7 protein-coding genes are annotated in these 16480 nt (G+C 51.2%); 5 read left to right on the top strand and 2 right to left on the bottom strand.

All coding sequences use genetic code 11. The features are described from left to right. Positions 1-36 precede the first annotated feature (36 nt). The 5 genes from OGV94_RS13710 to OGV94_RS13690 are packed head-to-tail and all read left to right on the top strand — an operon-like array spanning position 37 to position 6670. Positions 37-2229, top strand: a complete 2193-nt coding sequence (locus OGV94_RS13710) for a putative bifunctional diguanylate cyclase/phosphodiesterase (protein ID WP_075145713.1) — start codon at positions 37-39, stop codon at positions 2227-2229. Continuing rightward, on the top strand, positions 2222-3154 hold the full coding sequence (locus OGV94_RS13705; RefSeq protein WP_286523579.1) for a transporter substrate-binding domain-containing protein: 933 nt from the start codon (positions 2222-2224) through the stop codon (positions 3152-3154). The genes OGV94_RS13710 and OGV94_RS13705 overlap by 8 nt, the downstream gene beginning before the upstream one ends. 16 nt (positions 3155-3170) lie before the next feature. Then, on the top strand, positions 3171-4031 hold the full coding sequence (locus tag OGV94_RS13700) for a transporter substrate-binding domain-containing protein (RefSeq protein WP_223306688.1): 861 nt from the start codon (positions 3171-3173) through the stop codon (positions 4029-4031). A 56-nt stretch (positions 4032-4087) separates the two neighbouring features. After that, positions 4088-4726 carry a cysteine protease LapG gene (lapG, locus tag OGV94_RS13695; protein ID WP_286523623.1) on the top strand — a complete coding sequence of 213 codons (639 nt, stop codon included), beginning with the start codon at positions 4088-4090 and terminating at the stop codon, positions 4724-4726. A 9-nt stretch (positions 4727-4735) separates the two neighbouring features. Continuing rightward, complete coding sequence (locus OGV94_RS13690) at positions 4736-6670, top strand: bifunctional diguanylate cyclase/phosphodiesterase (protein ID WP_286523575.1); 1935 nt, start codon at positions 4736-4738, stop codon at positions 6668-6670. 83 nt (positions 6671-6753) lie between these two features. Here the strand turns inward: OGV94_RS13690 and OGV94_RS13685 are convergent, their stop codons facing one another. Both OGV94_RS13685 and OGV94_RS13680 read right to left on the bottom strand, forming a co-directional pair. Beyond that, on the bottom strand, positions 6754-7029 hold the full coding sequence (locus OGV94_RS13685; protein WP_075145710.1) for a hypothetical protein: 276 nt from the start codon (positions 7027-7029) through the stop codon (positions 6754-6756). Between the two features lie 62 nt (positions 7030-7091). Further along, a complete protein-coding gene (locus OGV94_RS13680) occupies positions 7092-16184 on the bottom strand; it encodes a retention module-containing protein (RefSeq protein WP_286523573.1) in 9093 nt (3030 codons plus the stop codon). Positions 16185-16480 lie beyond the last annotated feature (296 nt).

Here is a 16480-nt window from a genome sequence, read left to right as displayed (position 1 = left end):
AGTATCGCGTAATCTTTTCAGGAATTAACATAATCCGTGGCAAAGTCTCTGTTTTCCCTTAAAGCAATAAAAGGGTGGCAACATTCCATCACTGGCAAAATAACGCAGTTCTTGCTGGCGGGTATCGTTATTGCTTTTAGCGCTGGCGCCTTTACTAACTGGAGCCTGATAGACAACTTTTCTTATCAGCAGTGGGTACAGCGAGCTGAAGCAAATGCGCAGATTATGACCTACATCATCCGTAGCGTGTATACCACCGTTTCGGTTGAGACCAGCGATGCGGGGCAGATATCCCGCATCGTCTCCGACAGACAGATTGGCGATACCGACTCCATCCTGCAAACCGGTTATAACCCGGTAGACGTCCTGGCGCTGGCGTCAGTTCAGACGCACAGCCCCACCTGGCTGTTTCTCTATACGCCGGAGAAAGGCTTCGTTGGCATCAATAACAAATCAGAAGATGGCGAAGGGATTATCTCCTTCTCAGGCCGCCTGCCGCGCGATGTGCTGGTCAATTACTATGTTGGTTTCGCCCAGATTAATGGCGAAGAGTGCTTTATCAGCGCCGTACCTATTTTGACGCCTTCTGGTGAGATCCTCGGGAGCCTGATAAGCAGCATCGGTAAAAAAAGCGAGTTGTATGCCACCTACGACGCGATGCTTAAAAAGAGCAGTATCATTTTTGTTCTGATTTTACTGGTGACGCTGGCCCTGGTCACAATGTTTATGCGCCGCCTGTTCCGTCCTGTTCCGCTGCTGATAAACTCCCTCACCCGCATCGCCCATGAAGAGACGGATTGCATAACCCCCTATCTTGATCAGGACGACGAAATTGGGCATCTGGCCGGGGCCATTGAAAAACTGCGCGTCGCGATGAAAGAGCGTGGCTATCTGCAACGCATGCATGAAATGTCGCAGAAGATGGAGCATATGGCCCATCATGATTCACTCACCGGATTACCCAACCGCGTTTCGTTCGGCCAGGCGTTGGATAAGCGCGTCAGTGAACTGCATCTGGAGGACAGAGCGTTCAATCTGCTATTGATTGACCTCGACAACTTCAAGCCGGTGAACGACACCTTCGGCCATAAAGCGGGCGATGAACTGTTAATCAGCGTTGCCCAACGTCTGCAGTTATTGCTGGGTCCCAACGATATTGCGGCGCGTCTGGGCGGTGATGAATTCGCCATCCTGCAACATGTCGACGACAACGCCATCAAAGAAGCGAATCGGCTGGCGAAGCGTATCATCCGCGCGCTGAGCACCCCGTTTACCTGGAGTTCTCATACTTTTTCTATCAGCTGTAGCATCGGTATTACCACCGCGCCCAGGCAGGGGAATACTACCTCAACGCTCATGATCAATGCCGACCTTGCCATGTACGCGTCTAAGCATCATGGCCGGGGTTGCTACCACTTCTTCGAAGACGGCATGGTGATGATGCAAACCCACAGCCTGTTCATTAATCAGGAAATTATCGATGGTATTGATAACAAGGAGTTCGAACTTCATTACCAGCCGATTATTAATCTGCAAGATGAAAGCGTTTATGGCTACGAATCGCTGATCCGCTGGAATCACCCCACTAAAGGGCTGATTTATCCCGATTATTTTATCAATATCGCCGAAAGCTCCGGCCTGATTGTGCGTTTAGGCGAATGGATTATTCGCCAGTCCTGCGAAGCCGCAGCCAAATGGCCAGAGCATGTCAGAGTTGCCGTTAATATCTCGGCCTACCAGTTGCACAGCCCCGGACTGGTTGACGTGATTAAAGATGCGTTACGCATCAGCCAGATCTCAGCGGAACGCCTGGAAATAGAAATCACCGAATCAGAAAAACTGGATAAATCGATCGCCTTACCCGTACTGAAAGAGATCCGTTCTCTGGGTATCGAAATCGCGATGGACGATTTAGGAACCGGCTACGCAGCGCTGGACTATCTGCTGATCTATCCCTTCACGCGTATCAAGATCGCGCGCACGTTGGTCGATAAGCTCCAGCAGGATAATGCCAGCCAGTATTTGATTGTGATGCTGATTCAGTTTGCCCATAAATACAATATGTCGGTTACCGCTGAAGGGGTGGAAACCGCACAGCAGCGCGACATTTTGCGCGCCATTGAATGCCAGAATGTACAGGGCTATTTCTTTAGCTATCCGCTGCGTGAACGTGAGGTACTTGCCGCGTTTGCCGCAGAGGTCAGTGAAGAAGGACTGTGCCATGTCTGACATCTTGCGCCTGGCAAAACGCATGCTGATGGCGGTTGCCCTGCTGATGGTTGGGGCTACGCCATGCTTAGCGGGAACTCAGTTGCAACTGCACACGCTGGAGCAGATCGCGACTACAAAAACCATTACCCTTGGTTATCAGGATGATGCGTTTCCTTTTTCCTGGCAGAACGGCAACCGCCCTACGGGTTTCTCTATCGATATCTGCAACAGTATCGTCAGCGCGCTCAAGACAAAACTTCAGCTTAAAAAGCTGAATGTAAAGTGGGTAAAAGCCAATTCAGCATCGCAGTTTGTACTGATTAAAAACCACATGGCAGACATCATGTGTATACCTGCCTTTTATTCGAAAAGTCGCCACACTATTAGCGAATTTTCACTGCCGTTTTACTTTTCAAGCACCCGCTTTGTGATGCGTAAAAATGAAAGTAATGACAGTCTGGCAGAACTTTCGGGACATAGCGTGCTGGTAAAAAGTGGTACGATTTACGTTGAACAACTGCAAAAAGTGAATGCTGCTAATGACCTGGATATTAATATTCAGCTCGATACCAATAACATTACAGCCTTCAATGAACTGAAGAACGGCGAGTATTCTGCGCTGATCTCCAGCACCGTTTTACTGAAAGGGATGATTGCGCAAACACCTAACCCTGAAGACTATGAACTTTCCAACATTGCGCTTAGCGCTCCACTACCGGCAGGCTTGTTACTGCCGTTACACGATAAAGAATTTAAAGAATTCGTTGATGCCACGCTCTCTTCCCTGATGACCAGCAACGAATTTACTGCGCTGTACCATAAATGGTTTCTGTCTCCCATTGCCCCGCAAGCTATTAATTTAAACATCCCCATGTCAGACAACCTGAAAGCATTAACCGCAGCTAAAAAGAAGATCAGTTTTGATTATGAAAAATATAATTAATCGTGAGATGACAAGGATGAAGCGCACGGTGCAATGGCTGTTGTTACTGGCAGGCATCGTCATTTCCCCCGCGCTGATGGCGCAACAGAACGCTGCGACGCTCGACCACATTCAGAACAGCAGCGTGCTAAACGTGGGTTATCGCCAGCTGCCGCCGTTCTCTTTTACAGACAACAGTGGCAAGGTCACGGGGTATACCATCGCGGTATGTAACATGATTGCCGATAAGTTACGCCAGTATCTGAAGCTCAACAATCTAACCATTCATTATATTCCCGTGAATTTTGCCGAACGCTTCTCCGCATTAAACACGCGTAAAATAGATATGGACTGTGGCGTAAATACCAATGCGCCGGAGCGAACCTCCAGCGTGTCGTTTTCTGACAACTATTACACCGCAAAGATGCGCATCATCTCTTTGCGTAAAAATAATATCCAGTCAATTGCCGATCTTAAAGGACGCACGGTGAGTCTGACCGGAAGCTCAAAAGATTTGCTGGAATTTAATAAAGCAAACAGAGAGCAACATCTTAATATTTCAACGATTACCAGCACTACCATAAAGGGGGCATTTGAGAAGATGGCGCATAATGAATCCGCCGCATTCTTTGTTGATGATATTCTCGCCTGGCCGCTGATTAATCATAGCGAGCAACCCGAACTGTTCAGCGTTTCAGCACAGAGCATCGGTAACGATATGCACTATGCCATTATGATGAGGAAAAACGATCCGCAGTTTGTAGCGTTTGTTAACGGTACGCTGAAGGACTTTTTTGCCTCACCGACCAATATGCAATTACGCAAAAAGTGGTTGTCTCCCTGGACCTGCGAAAAGATGAAAAATCCATCGCCAGGCAGTTGCCAGCATAACCATTGAACATTATCAGCAACAGCTTACGCCACCGCCTGCTTCGCCTGTGGAAAATCCCCGGGATGCTGCTGTTGCTGCTATCGGTCCATTCGCTACGTGCGGCCTGGGATTTTGCCAGTATTCAGCAGAATTCTGATGCGCTTTACGGCCCGGCAACGCCAGAGGCGCAACAACGGATCCGCGCCTGGCAACAGCTTTTGCTTACGTTGCGCAGTGCCGACGAGCAAACGCAATTACGCGCCGTAAATCAATTCTTTAACGATAAAATCCGTTATACCGAAGACATTGATGCCTGGCACAGCGTGGATTACTGGGCCACTCCCATTGAGTCGCTGCGCAAAGGTGAAGCGGATTGTGAAGACTACGCGATCGCCAAATATTTCACCCTCCGCCAGTTGGGCGTCTCCGAAGACAAGCTACGCATCACTTACGTTAAAGCCCTGCGCTTAAACCGCGCGCACATGGTGCTGACCTGGTACGCCACCCCTGAGGCGATTCCTCTGGTGCTCGACAGCCTGACCAGCACTATTTCACCTGCTACGCAGCGCATGGATTTATTACCCGTCTACTCCTTTAACAACACTGGCCTTTGGCTTCCCGGCAATCAGAACAATAAACGTGTTGGGGACAGCAAAAGGCTATCTCGCTGGCAGCAAGTTTTCACCAAAATGCGGGAAGAAGGCTTCCCGATGGATAAATAGGAATCGCCCGTGTCTCTTTTTAAACAGTTACTTCTGGCAATCTCTCTCTTTATGATGGTTGTATTCAGCGGCAATTTTATTGTGACGCTGGAGAGTTCCCGCAATCAATCCAATAACCAACTTCTTTCACATGCCCAGGATGCGGCAACGGCGCTGGGCGTTTCGCTGACGCCCAACGTCAACGACCCGGCAATGATCGAGCTGATGGTGAGCTCTATTTTCGATAGCGGTTACTACAAAAAAATCCGCATCGTCGACCTGGCAAACGGCAAAATGATGCTTGAGCGCAGCGCTGCGTCATCTATTCCCGACGTCCCAGGCTGGTTCGTTGCTCTGGTGGATGTCACTCCGCAAACCGGTGAGGCAACGATTATGCGCGGCTGGCAGCAGGCTGCACGGGTTGAAGTGACCAGCGATCCTATCTTTGCCGTACAGCGTCTGTGGGACAATACCCTGGGTAATCTGTTGTGGATGCTGTCCTGCAGCCTCGCCTGTTTAATCGCCGGTAGTCTACTGCTGCGCAAGCTGCTACGCCCGCTCAATTATCTGGCAAAGCAGTCGGAAGCGATTACCCGCCGCGAGTTTCTGACGCTCCACGAGTTGCCCAAAACGCCAGAATTGCGCCGCGTTGTGGGCGCTATGAATTTGATGGCTGCGAAGCTCAAGTCGTTATTTGAAGAACAAGCTATCTACAGCGAACGTCTGCACAATGAGGCTTATCTCGACAGCCAGACTGGAATTGCCAACCGCCGGGCGTTCGATATGCAGCTTCAGGCGCGGCTAAGCGACGCCGATACCGCGCCGGGATATCTGTTGCTGGTCCGCGTTCAGGATTTGGGCGGTCTGAATCAGCGTTTTGGCGGACCACATACCGATAAGCTGTTGCTCAATATCGCCAACCTGCTGAACGCGCATAAAGAAAAATATGCCTCTCTCGACAGTACGCTGGCCCGCATTCGCGGCGGTGAGTTTGCCCTGCTATGTCCTGGCGTGACCCACGGTGAAATGCTGGACTTGTCCCATTCGCTCGGCCAAAAGCTGACGGCCTTTTACGCCACCGGGATGTCAGACCAACAGCCGGTTGCCTACACCAGCATGGTACCGTTTAGCGCCGGGGATAACGCCCAGTCATTGCTGATTCAGGCCGATCGCCTGCTGGTAGAAGCCGAAACGCGCACCGATCATCAGGTCGTTCCCACCGCAGAGGTACCTGCGAGTACAGAAGATCAGCATTTGTGGTTTGTTCGTCTGGAGCATGCGCTGGAAAACCAGCAGTTCCAGTTGGTTTATCAGCCGGTGGTCGATTGCCGCCAGCCCGACAAAATTCTGCATTACAAGGTGCTGTCGCGCATCATTGATGAACAAGGTAATACCCTTACCGCCGGTCGATTCCTGCCGTGGATCCACCGCTTTGGCTGGAGCCAACGCCTCGATAAAGTGATGCTGAAACTGACGTTGAATCAGTTGAAAACCGCGCCCGGAAAATTGGCATTGAGTATCTCCGGGAGCTCTGTCGCCAGTGCGACCGCCATTGCTGACCTACTCACTCCACTGCGCTATTCACCGAAATTAGCCAGTCAGTTGATTCTGGAACTCGATGAGAACCAACTGCCAGGCCCTTATCAAATGGCGGCGTTTGTTAAAGCCGTCAGTCAGCACCGCTGCGCGCTGGGTCTGCAACACTTCGGTAGTCGTTTCGATATGATCGGCCATCTGTCGCAGTGGGGACTTGCTTACCTGAAAATCGACAGCAGCTATATCCGCAATATTGATGAAGAAAACGATAAGCGTTTATTTATTGAAGTGTTATGCAGCGCCACGCGCAGTATTGACTTGCCGCTCATTGCCGAACGGGTTGAAACACAAGGCGAACTGAAGGTATTGCAGGAGTTAGGGATTGATGGCGCAATGGGCCAATTATTAGGTGAACCCGCGCCGCTGTGATAAAAGCAGGCAGTCTTGAGACGCTTGTATATTGCCGGATGGCGCTTCGCTTATCCGGCCAACAAACTCACTGCCTGCGTCAGCTAAAAAATACGATCATCACCGCCTAGTAGTTGTTCTAACCCGCCAAGTTCCTGGCGCGCATTCGCACGATTCAATAATTTAACCTGCGCCATCGGCGGGAGATCGGTAATGGCAATCACGCCTTTACGCATCAACAGGTAAATCAGATCGTCGAGCACGCGCACCATCTCGAGGTCGCTTTTTTGCAACGTCGCTAAAGCCTGCTGGTTGCCATTTTCCGGGCTTTTTGCCCCGCCTTCTGCCTGCACGTTTGCAGCAGATGAATCAGAATTCATATCAATGCCTTTTCATTTTGCAAGATGCTGCTGCCCTGTTTACGCAGGGCAGCAGGCAATCGTTAGTGGGTGTGGTTTTGATCGGGTTTAGCAATCAGGTGATCTAACGAGTAGGTCGGAGAATGCATCTCGCTACTTGCCGGACCAGACAGCGCGGTATCTATTCCATGCGCCACTTTTGCCGGACTGGCGATCAAGTGATGATCGCCGCCGCTTTGAATGTACTTCGCAATATCTACGCCTTCATGCAGTTCGCGCGCCAGATCGCTGAGATCGACTTTTTCGAGTACGCCCTTCGCCTTATCGTCAGCGCTGAGCACGGCTGTCGCCTGGCCGTGCCCGGTTGCTGCTGGCGCGTAAGACAGAGACAATGCATTGTCATCGAACAGGTTATGCAGCGCATGTTGCATCGCAGCATGATTCCCTTTATCCACCGTATGTCCTTTCACTGGCGTGGGATCGTCCATCGTCACGTTCAGCGTTTGGCTATAAGGTGTAGTATTGCCGTGGTCATCATGCGCCTCAACCAATACGTTTACCCGGTTATGACCTGCACGGAATGCGGAGGTATCGGCCTCAATGTCATAGGTCAGCCCATTATTGCCCTGATGAAGAATGGCATCGTACTGGTGACCATTTACCAGCGCTTTAATATGCTCGCCATCATGCACATCACCGCTCACGCTGCCGGTAATATGCGTGACGGTATGCTGTGATTCCGCGCGTGAGATATGGTTATCCCCGGTAACTTTATCGACGATAAGCGTGGCGTCTGCCTGTTGATCAACCGAATAGCTGTGGGACGTTGTCTTTGAATACGGATTGCCCGGCGCATCATGGCCTTTGACCTCCACCGAAAATGTGGTGTTCACTTCCATGACATGACTGTCCACATCAACGTGATAAACCCGATCGCCATTGCTCAGCGTATCTACCGAACCGGTAAATTCCTGACCGCCAATGTTTAATTTGATCGAATCCCACACATCCACATCACCGCCAAGATGCCCGGTTACCCTCACCGTCGCTCCAATGAGTTCCTGATGATTGAGAACATTATCCTGGGTGACATTATCAATATCCATCGTTCCCGCAGCGGTCCTGTCGATGGTAATGGTCTTATCGGTATGGATTTCATCACGGTTACCGGCGTCGTCATGGGCGATAACGTGAGCGAGAATCTTTTGATCGTGAAGCAGGTCAATCGTACTGGCATCTACGCTAAAGACCTTCTGACCGCCGCTATTTTTCACATCAGCGACCAGATCTTTACCGTTAACTGTGATAGTCACCTGATCGCCGACGTCCACATCCCCGGTCACATAGCCGCTGATGGTGGTTTTCGCATGCTGAGTTTCCTCATTATTCAGCACATCATCAACTGACACCTTATTCAGCACGATGCTGGCATCGACATGCGTGTCGATAGTGACCGTTTTGTCGTTCTCTGCAAGCATCGGGTTCAACGCCGCATCGTGCCCATGCACGCTGACATGAATATTCGGATCGTTCTGCAGCCCGACCGTACTCACCATCGCTTTGTAGCCCAGTTGCCCGTTCATATGCGGCAGCTCAATAACACGCGTATGTACCGTGACGCCATCGACGAGAATGTCGACTTTATCACCGAGATGCACATCGCCATCCACCGTACCACTCACCTCAACGCTACCGCCTTTCACTTCATCAGCATTGATAATATCGTCGCCGCCGACGGTGTTGATGGTCACACTGCCGCCTGCCGTTTTATCAATCGAATAGCCCTGCGTGAAGCTGGCTGGCTGTACGTTGCCGTGATCGTCATATCCTAAGACTGTCGCGACAATGGCGCTGTCGGCCAGCAGGTCTTGGGTGTAGATATCCACGCTGTAGTGATGATTATTATCGACAGTCGCCGCATAAGGGTTGCCGTTAACCGTCAGCGTCACCTTATCGCCCGGGTGCACATCTCCTGAGACCGACCCCGTTACGGTCATCTTATGCTGCTGCGACTCCTGCGCGTTCAGCACATTGTCATCGGCAATTTTATCAATCGTCACGCCAGCATTAGCGCTCAGATCGACCACGACATGGCTGCTGGCGGAGGCACTGCCCTGATTGCCATGAGCATCCGTCGCTAATACCGTCGCGACAACATCCGGATCATTATGCAGGTCGTTGATACTGACCTTCGTCGACCAGGCCCAGTGACCGTGTTTATCATCATGTACTACCGCGGTCAGCGTATTGCCATTAACCTGCAGGCTCACCACGCTCCCGTCATGAATCCCTTCACCGCTTACCTTACCGCTGATGGTGGTTTTACCGCTTTGCGCTTCCGCCGCATTGATAACATCATCACCGGCAATCTTATCCATCGTTATCTGCAGCGGGTTATCCGTGTCGATGGTGATGGTTTTCTGCACCAAGTCTGTCGCAATCCCCGCCGTAACAGAGACATCAAACGTTGGATGCGCCTGCAGTTCACTCGTCGGCACATCCACTTCGTATGCCAGTTGCCCCGGCATCGTCGGGATAGTCATGACGTGCCCGGAGTACTGCACATTATTGATGGTGACAATAACATCGTCCCCGGCCTGAACGTCGCCGGTGACCAGACCTCGGATTGCCGTGGTTCCTTTTTGCGCTTCATCGTGGTTGAGAACGTCATCGCTCGCCACTTTATCAACGGTGAGATGCACGGTCGGTTGGTGCGGCGGTGTGGTGCCAGTACCTGTTGTCGACGGGGTGTGCATACCATAAGGAGTATTGGCTGGAATAAAGGTATTGGTTACCCACGGAAGATCGATAAATTTATGTTCTACTGCTGTCGCCGTATTGCCATGATCATCATGGGTGGTGATGGAGACAGTGATATTGCCGTTGTTATTCCAGTCCTGGAAAAGAATATCCAGCGTGTAACCCAATTGCCCATCAGGGAGGGTAATAACATGTGTTTCCAGGTGCGTGTTGTTACCCACATCAACTGTAACCAAATCATTAAGCTTCGCGTCTGGGGTAACATGCCCTGTTACCGTCACAAATTCGGGGCGGTCTCCAGCGGGTAGCGCCATGCCTTGCCAGCTTAACGCAGAGTCAATCGTTATCCCGGCATCGGCAACGGTATCAACCACCACAGGCATGTCATCGTGCCCATATGCAATATTGCCTGCGTCATCTTTTGCCGTTACTTCGGCATGGATATTCGGATCCAGAAGCAGATCCAGGGTCGATACCTTTGTGCTGAAAACACGCTGGCCGTTGTGATCTTCCACCTGCGCATAGTAGATCTGATGATTGATGGTCAACTCAACGGTATCACCGATTTTGACATCGCCTCCCACCGTACCCGTAACCGTCGTTTGCGGCTTCAGGGCTTCGTCGTGGTTAATCACCTCATCACCGCTATCGGTGACAATCGGATCAATATGCACAATCGCGTCAATCTTATCGTCAATGACTACGGTACTGTGCGCATCTGCCGTCGCGTTATTACGCGCCACATCGGTAGTGGTGATGGTTGCAGTAATATGCGGATCGTTTTGCAGCCAATGCGTATCCACCTTAATGGCGTAACCCAACGTTCCCAGATTTGGCAGGTCCACCACGGTGGCATCAACCGTATGGCCACCAATATTCAGGTGCACCACATCATTAATTTTTGCATCGCCACCGACCGTACCGCTGACGATCGTCGTGGTTTGCCCTAATTCAATCTGATTCAATACATCATCGCCCGTTACCGGATCGATAGTGATTGAGGCTTTCGCTTCAGCGTCCAGCGTAACCGTATGATGCGCTGTAATTTGCGCATGGTTCAGGGCATCGTCCGTGATATCCATGGTGACGTCGATATGCGGATCGGCAACCAGATCGGCCGTGGCAACCGGAATATGGAAGCCCATCTGCTGATTGCCGCGATCTTCCACCACGCCTGAATAGTTGTGGCCATTGATGGTCATGGTGAACGGATCGCCCGGATGAACTTCACCGCTCACCGTACCGCTCACTATCGTATAGCCATGCATTTGCTCAGCAAGGTTCAGCGTATTATCCGGCGTCACGGCATCAATGGTTATCTGCGCATCCACACGGGTATCGATAATAACGGTGGTTTCTGCATTGGCCGTAGCCGGGTTGCCCGCACCATCGGTGGTGCTGACCGTCGCGGTTAAATGCGGATCGGAGATCAGGTCGGCAGTACTGACTTTAATGCTGTAGCCGAGAACCCCGCCTCCTACGTCACTCACTTTCCCCGTCAGGACGTGACCATTCACGGTAAGGTAAACAACGTCATTGACGTGAACATCCCCAGCCACTTTCCCGGTTACATAGGTGAATGGCTGTTTTGATTCATCGCCGTTAATCATATTGTCGCCAGTAACGGGATCAATCGTCAGCATGGCTTTCGCATGTAAATCAACCACCAGATCGTGCGATATCTCCGCTTTCTGGAAATTATGCACATTATCTTCGCCGACTACGCGGGCCACGATATGCGGGTCTTTGACCAGATCGCGGCTCAGAACGTCCAGCTTATATCCCAGCGCATTGTTATGCTCCGGGAGTCGCTGAACGGTTGTTTCGTAGGTATGTCCATGTACGATAACCTGAACTTTATCCCCGACATGCACATCGCCGCCGCCAACCGTCCCCATCACCTCAGTGAGGTGTTTCGCGGCTTCTGCACCGTTGAGCTTGTCATCGCCCGCTACCGTATCAACGGTAATTCTGGCCCCGGCATGGTTATCAATATGGACGTCATGGGTTGCGGTGGTAATGACCTCATTTTTAACCGCATCGTGGGAGATAACCGTGACGCTCACGGTCACATTTTTATCCTGGTTACCTTTGTTATCGCTGAACGCCGTTGAGTCGACCGGGACCTGATAGCCTAAGTGACCGCCCCCGAGATCAATCACCTTGCCGTTAAACGTATGGTGATTGATTTCTACGATCACCGCATCGCCAACCTGCGCATCACCGCCGACCTTACCGCTGATGAGCTGCATCGGCGTATCCAGCTCAAGATGGTTAAGGTTGTTGTCATCAGTGACGCTATCAATAGTGACGGTGCTTTGCGCTTGCGTATCCAGCGTAACGGTTCGATGCTCTACCGCTACCGCCTGATTGCCCGCAGCGTCGTGGCTGACCAGCGTCACCATCACGTCGTTGCTGCCTTCCTGCAACACACCTGTTGGAACAAACACGTCGTAGCGCAGAACGCCGTGATCGTTAACCACCGTGCCGCTAAAGTCCTGATTATGTCCCTGCACGTGAACAGTCACCACGTCACCCGCTTTGGCATCCAGACCTTTCGCGATACCGCTAATCAGCGTCGGCATGCGGTTTTCAATGGCGTTCACCACATCATCCGATGCCACTACATCAGTCGTTACCTCGTTGTTGGCAAAATTATCAATGTGAATTTTATGGCTATCGGTAGCGATGGCAAGGTTACCCGCCGCATCATGAGAGGTGACAGTGACATGCACATCGACATCCGTTAACACATGGACGCTATTGTTCGCAAAGGCTGATGAGTCAACATCAATGCGGTAACCCAGATGCCCGTTACCAAGGTCAATGACCTGGCTTGCGTACTGATGACCATTAACGTCCAGTTGAATGGGATCGCCAACTTTCGCATCTTCACCATCGACGATGCCGGTAATGCGCTGTGTTGCCGCAGACAGTTCCTGGAAATTGATGACATTGTCCGTGGCAATGTTATCCAGTGAGATAGCGTTTTGCGCATGAGTATCAACCGTGATAATCCGGTGCGACTCACTGGTCACTGCGTTGCCCAGCGCGTCATGGCTCAACAGGGTCGCAACTACCGCATTCTTACCTTCATGCAAGGTTCCATGCGGCAGAACCACTTCATAGCGTAGCTGACCGTTATCGTTGACCACCGTGCCGTTAAAGTCTTGCCCATGAACGCTTATTTTTACCGCATCCCCCTCCCGGGCATCGCCACCGGCTACAATACTAATAATGGTGGGCATCCGGTTTTCACTGGCGTTGACCACATTGTCCGTCGCCACTGCGTCAATCTTGAGGGTGTTTTCCGCGTAGTTATCGATATGAACTTTATGGGAATCGGTCGCGATCGCCAGGTTACCCGCGGCGTCATGAGAAGTCACCATTGCGGTAATTTTCACATTCGTCAGCACATGACCGCTGTTATCGGCGAATGCAGACGAGTCTACATCGATGCTGTACCCCAGTTTTCCGCGGCCAAAATCAATCACCTTACCGCTGTACTGATGGCCGTTTATCTCCAGTAAGACCGGATCGTTGACCTTCGCATCTTCACCGCCAACAAAACCGGTAATCGTCTGTTTAGCCGCCGTTAGCTCTTGATAATTCAACGCATTATCTACAGTGACGTCATGTATACGGACAGTATTATGCGCCTGCGTGTCCAGCGTGATGGTGCGATGCGCCAGAGCGGTAACTTCATTCCCCACCGCATCATGGCTGACAAGCGTTACCGCCACCTCATTTTTGCCTTCCAGCAAGGCCGTCTTCGGCAGTGCAACTTCATAGCGCAACTGGCCGTTATCATTAACGACCGTTCCGGTATAGTTTTGCCCACGCATGCTAACAGTGACCACATCGCCTGCTCTGGCATCACCGCCGGCTGCACCGCTAATCAGCGTTACCATGCGGTTTTCAATGGCGTTGACTACGTCATCCGTCGCTACCGCGTCGATGCTGACCTGGTTGGTGGCAAAGTTATCAATGTGCACGTTGTGGGTGTCGGTGGCGATCGCCAGGTTACCCGCCGCATCGTGAGAGGTAACCGTGACCTTCACTTCCACATTACCGTCAATCGGTACGCTGTTGTTGGCAAAGTCTGAAGTGTCTACCGTGATACGGTAGCCCAGCGTATTGTTGCCTAAATCGATAACCTCCCCGCGGTACTGGTGACCGTTAATTTCGAGTTGAACCGGATCGCCAGGTTTAGCATCTTCATTGCTGCCGATGGAGCCGGAGATGACCTGGTTACGTGAGTACAGCTCACTCCGATTCAGGGTGTTATCGCTGTCTACATCATTAATTGTCAGAGAGTTGTGCGCCTGAGTGTCCAGCATGATGGTACGGTGCGCGATCGCCGTTACTTCGTTACCTGCCGCATCGTGACTGACCAGGGTCACCACCACATCGTTTTTACCTTCCAGCAGCGTCCCTTTCGGTAATGCCACTTCGTAACGCATCTGGCCGTTATCATCGACCACCGTTCCGGCAAATTTAAGCCCCTGCACGCTAACGACAACCGCGTCGCCCGCTTTGGCATCACCGCCCGCCACGCCGCTAATCAGCGTAGTCATACGGTTTTCAATGGCGTTGACCACATCGTCCGTCGCTACCACGCCAATGTTGACCTGATTAGTCGCGAGATTATCAATGTGTACGCTGTGAGTATCGGTGGCAATCGCCAGGTTGCCCGCCGCATCGTGAGAGGTGACTGTAACCTTCACTTCCACGTTACCATCAACCGGCGTGCTGTTATTTGCAAAGTCAGATGAGCTCACCGCAACACGGTATCCCAGCCTGTTATTGCCAAGGGAGATAACCTGAGCGTGGTACTGATGACCGTTAATCTCCAGTTGCAGCGGGTCGCCAACTTTGGCGTCTTCGCCACTCACTGTGCCGGAAATCACCTGGTTGCGCATATACAGCTCTACACGATTCAGGGTGTTATCGTCGGTCACATTGTCGATGGACAGCGCGTTATGCGCCTGAGTATCCAGCACCACAGTGCGATGCGTTACGGCGGTGGCTTCATTACCTACAGCGTCATGGCTGACCAGCGTCACCTGCACATCGTTCGCACCTTCCTTCAGGGTTGCGGAAGGCACCACAATTTCATAGCGTAGCTGACCATGATCGTCGAAAACCGTGCCGTGAAACGCTTTGCCCTGAATGGTCAGCGTTACCGGATCGCCCGCTTTCGCATCACCGCTGGCAACGCCTGAAATAACGGTCGGCATACGAAACTCATTGGCGTTGACGACATCATCATTCGCCACCGTTTCAATGGTCACGGCATTTTGCGCAAACAGATCGTTGTTGACGTGATGATCGGTAGAAACCGTGGTGCTGTTTCCGGCATCGTCGACAGAGGTTAACGTGGCGTGAATGTTCGGGTCATTCAATAATCCCTGAGTCAGCACCGGGATGGTATAAGTCAGAGTCCCTGTTCCCGGGTCGGTAACAACGCCGGTATATTCCCGGCCATCGACCAGTAAGGAAATGAGATCGCCAGGCCTTGCATCACCGCCGACAATCCCGTGGATTAACGTTTGCGGTTGGCGTGACTCTTCGAAGTTTATGAGGTTATCCGGCGTGACATTTTCAACGCTAATGCTGATATTTGGTCCAGTAATATCAATCAGCGCATGGCCAAAACTTTCCGCCGTCCGTCCCGTCACATCGGTCGCGATTGCCACCACTGTTACATTTCCAGGTACCAGTCCTGCCAGATCGGTAGCAATATTCCAGTGCCCGTTGTTAACCGGAACAGTTACGGTGAATGTGTTTTTTTGGCTATCGGTGAAGGTAAGCGTGACGTGATTTTGATTACTGGTGCCACTTAAATGGGTCTGGTGAAATTCGCTTTTGTTAATAAAACCATCGTTGCCGGCAAACTCGGTAATTTGCACTTCTGGCGGGAAAACATTCGCGGAGCCCGCAGTCACGCCTCCTATCGGCAGATTGATATCCCAGCCCGGACTACCGAGACCTTGAGTGTTAAAACCTGCTGTCGGATCAACCACCTGCCCGGTCAATTCAAGCTGCACCAGAGTATGACCGCCTCCGCCGCCCTCTAATGTTATCGGCGCTTCATTACCTGCAGCGGTGGCTTCCAGCACCTGCGTCGGATCAGCGCCTTCGGCAATGGCTTTTTGTGCGGCGGCAATATCCTGGGCGCTACTCTCCGGGTTATGGCTGGCCTGTAGCCCATGCTCGCCCCAGTGGCTGTTACGCCCGATATCCAGCGTTTTTCCGTCTGGTAAAGAGACACTTACCGCGCCGCTGGCGCCGGTCACAATTTCTTCACCGCTATATACCCTGTCGCCTTCATGAACCTGTCGTTGTGCGCCATTGGCATCAACAACGTAAACCTGTCCAATGATTGCTTTGATCACACCGAGTAATTTGCTCACCGTAACCTCACTTAAATATCATCATTATTTTTATAAACTCGCTAATATATTAACGAACAAATATCACATTAATTTAATGTAAACATTAATATCTCAATGTAGAAAAAAACACATTTTATTGAATGCAATTACATGAGACTTGACTGGCAAATGAATATAATAAAAAATAACCAAAAATAAAACACGATGTGACAAAACATGTCGTCGAATAGCTGATAACAGCCATTAATTAAGATAATTCATATTTGTTAATTAATATAACGCATTTGTAAAAATGGATGATAGCGACGACAACT

Origin of the sequence: Citrobacter sp. Ce006 (genome assembly GCF_030336535.1) — a bacterium.
Taxonomy (GTDB): domain Bacteria; phylum Pseudomonadota; class Gammaproteobacteria; order Enterobacterales; family Enterobacteriaceae; genus Citrobacter; species Citrobacter europaeus.
This window is presented reverse-complemented; position numbering and strand designations above follow the sequence as displayed.

Excerpts from the sequence above, each read along its gene's own strand:
- OGV94_RS13705 (WP_286523579.1), top strand. The coding sequence starts at position 2,222 with ATGTCTGACATCTTGCGCCTGGCAAAACGCATGCTGATGGCGGTTGCC.
- OGV94_RS13700 (WP_223306688.1), top strand. The coding sequence starts at position 3,171 with ATGAAGCGCACGGTGCAATGGCTGTTGTTACTGGCAGGCATCGTCATT.
- lapG (WP_286523623.1), top strand. The coding sequence starts at position 4,088 with ATGCTGCTGTTGCTGCTATCGGTCCATTCGCTACGTGCGGCCTGGGAT.
- OGV94_RS13685 (WP_075145710.1), bottom strand. The coding sequence starts at position 7,029 with ATGAATTCTGATTCATCTGCTGCAAACGTGCAGGCAGAAGGCGGGGCA.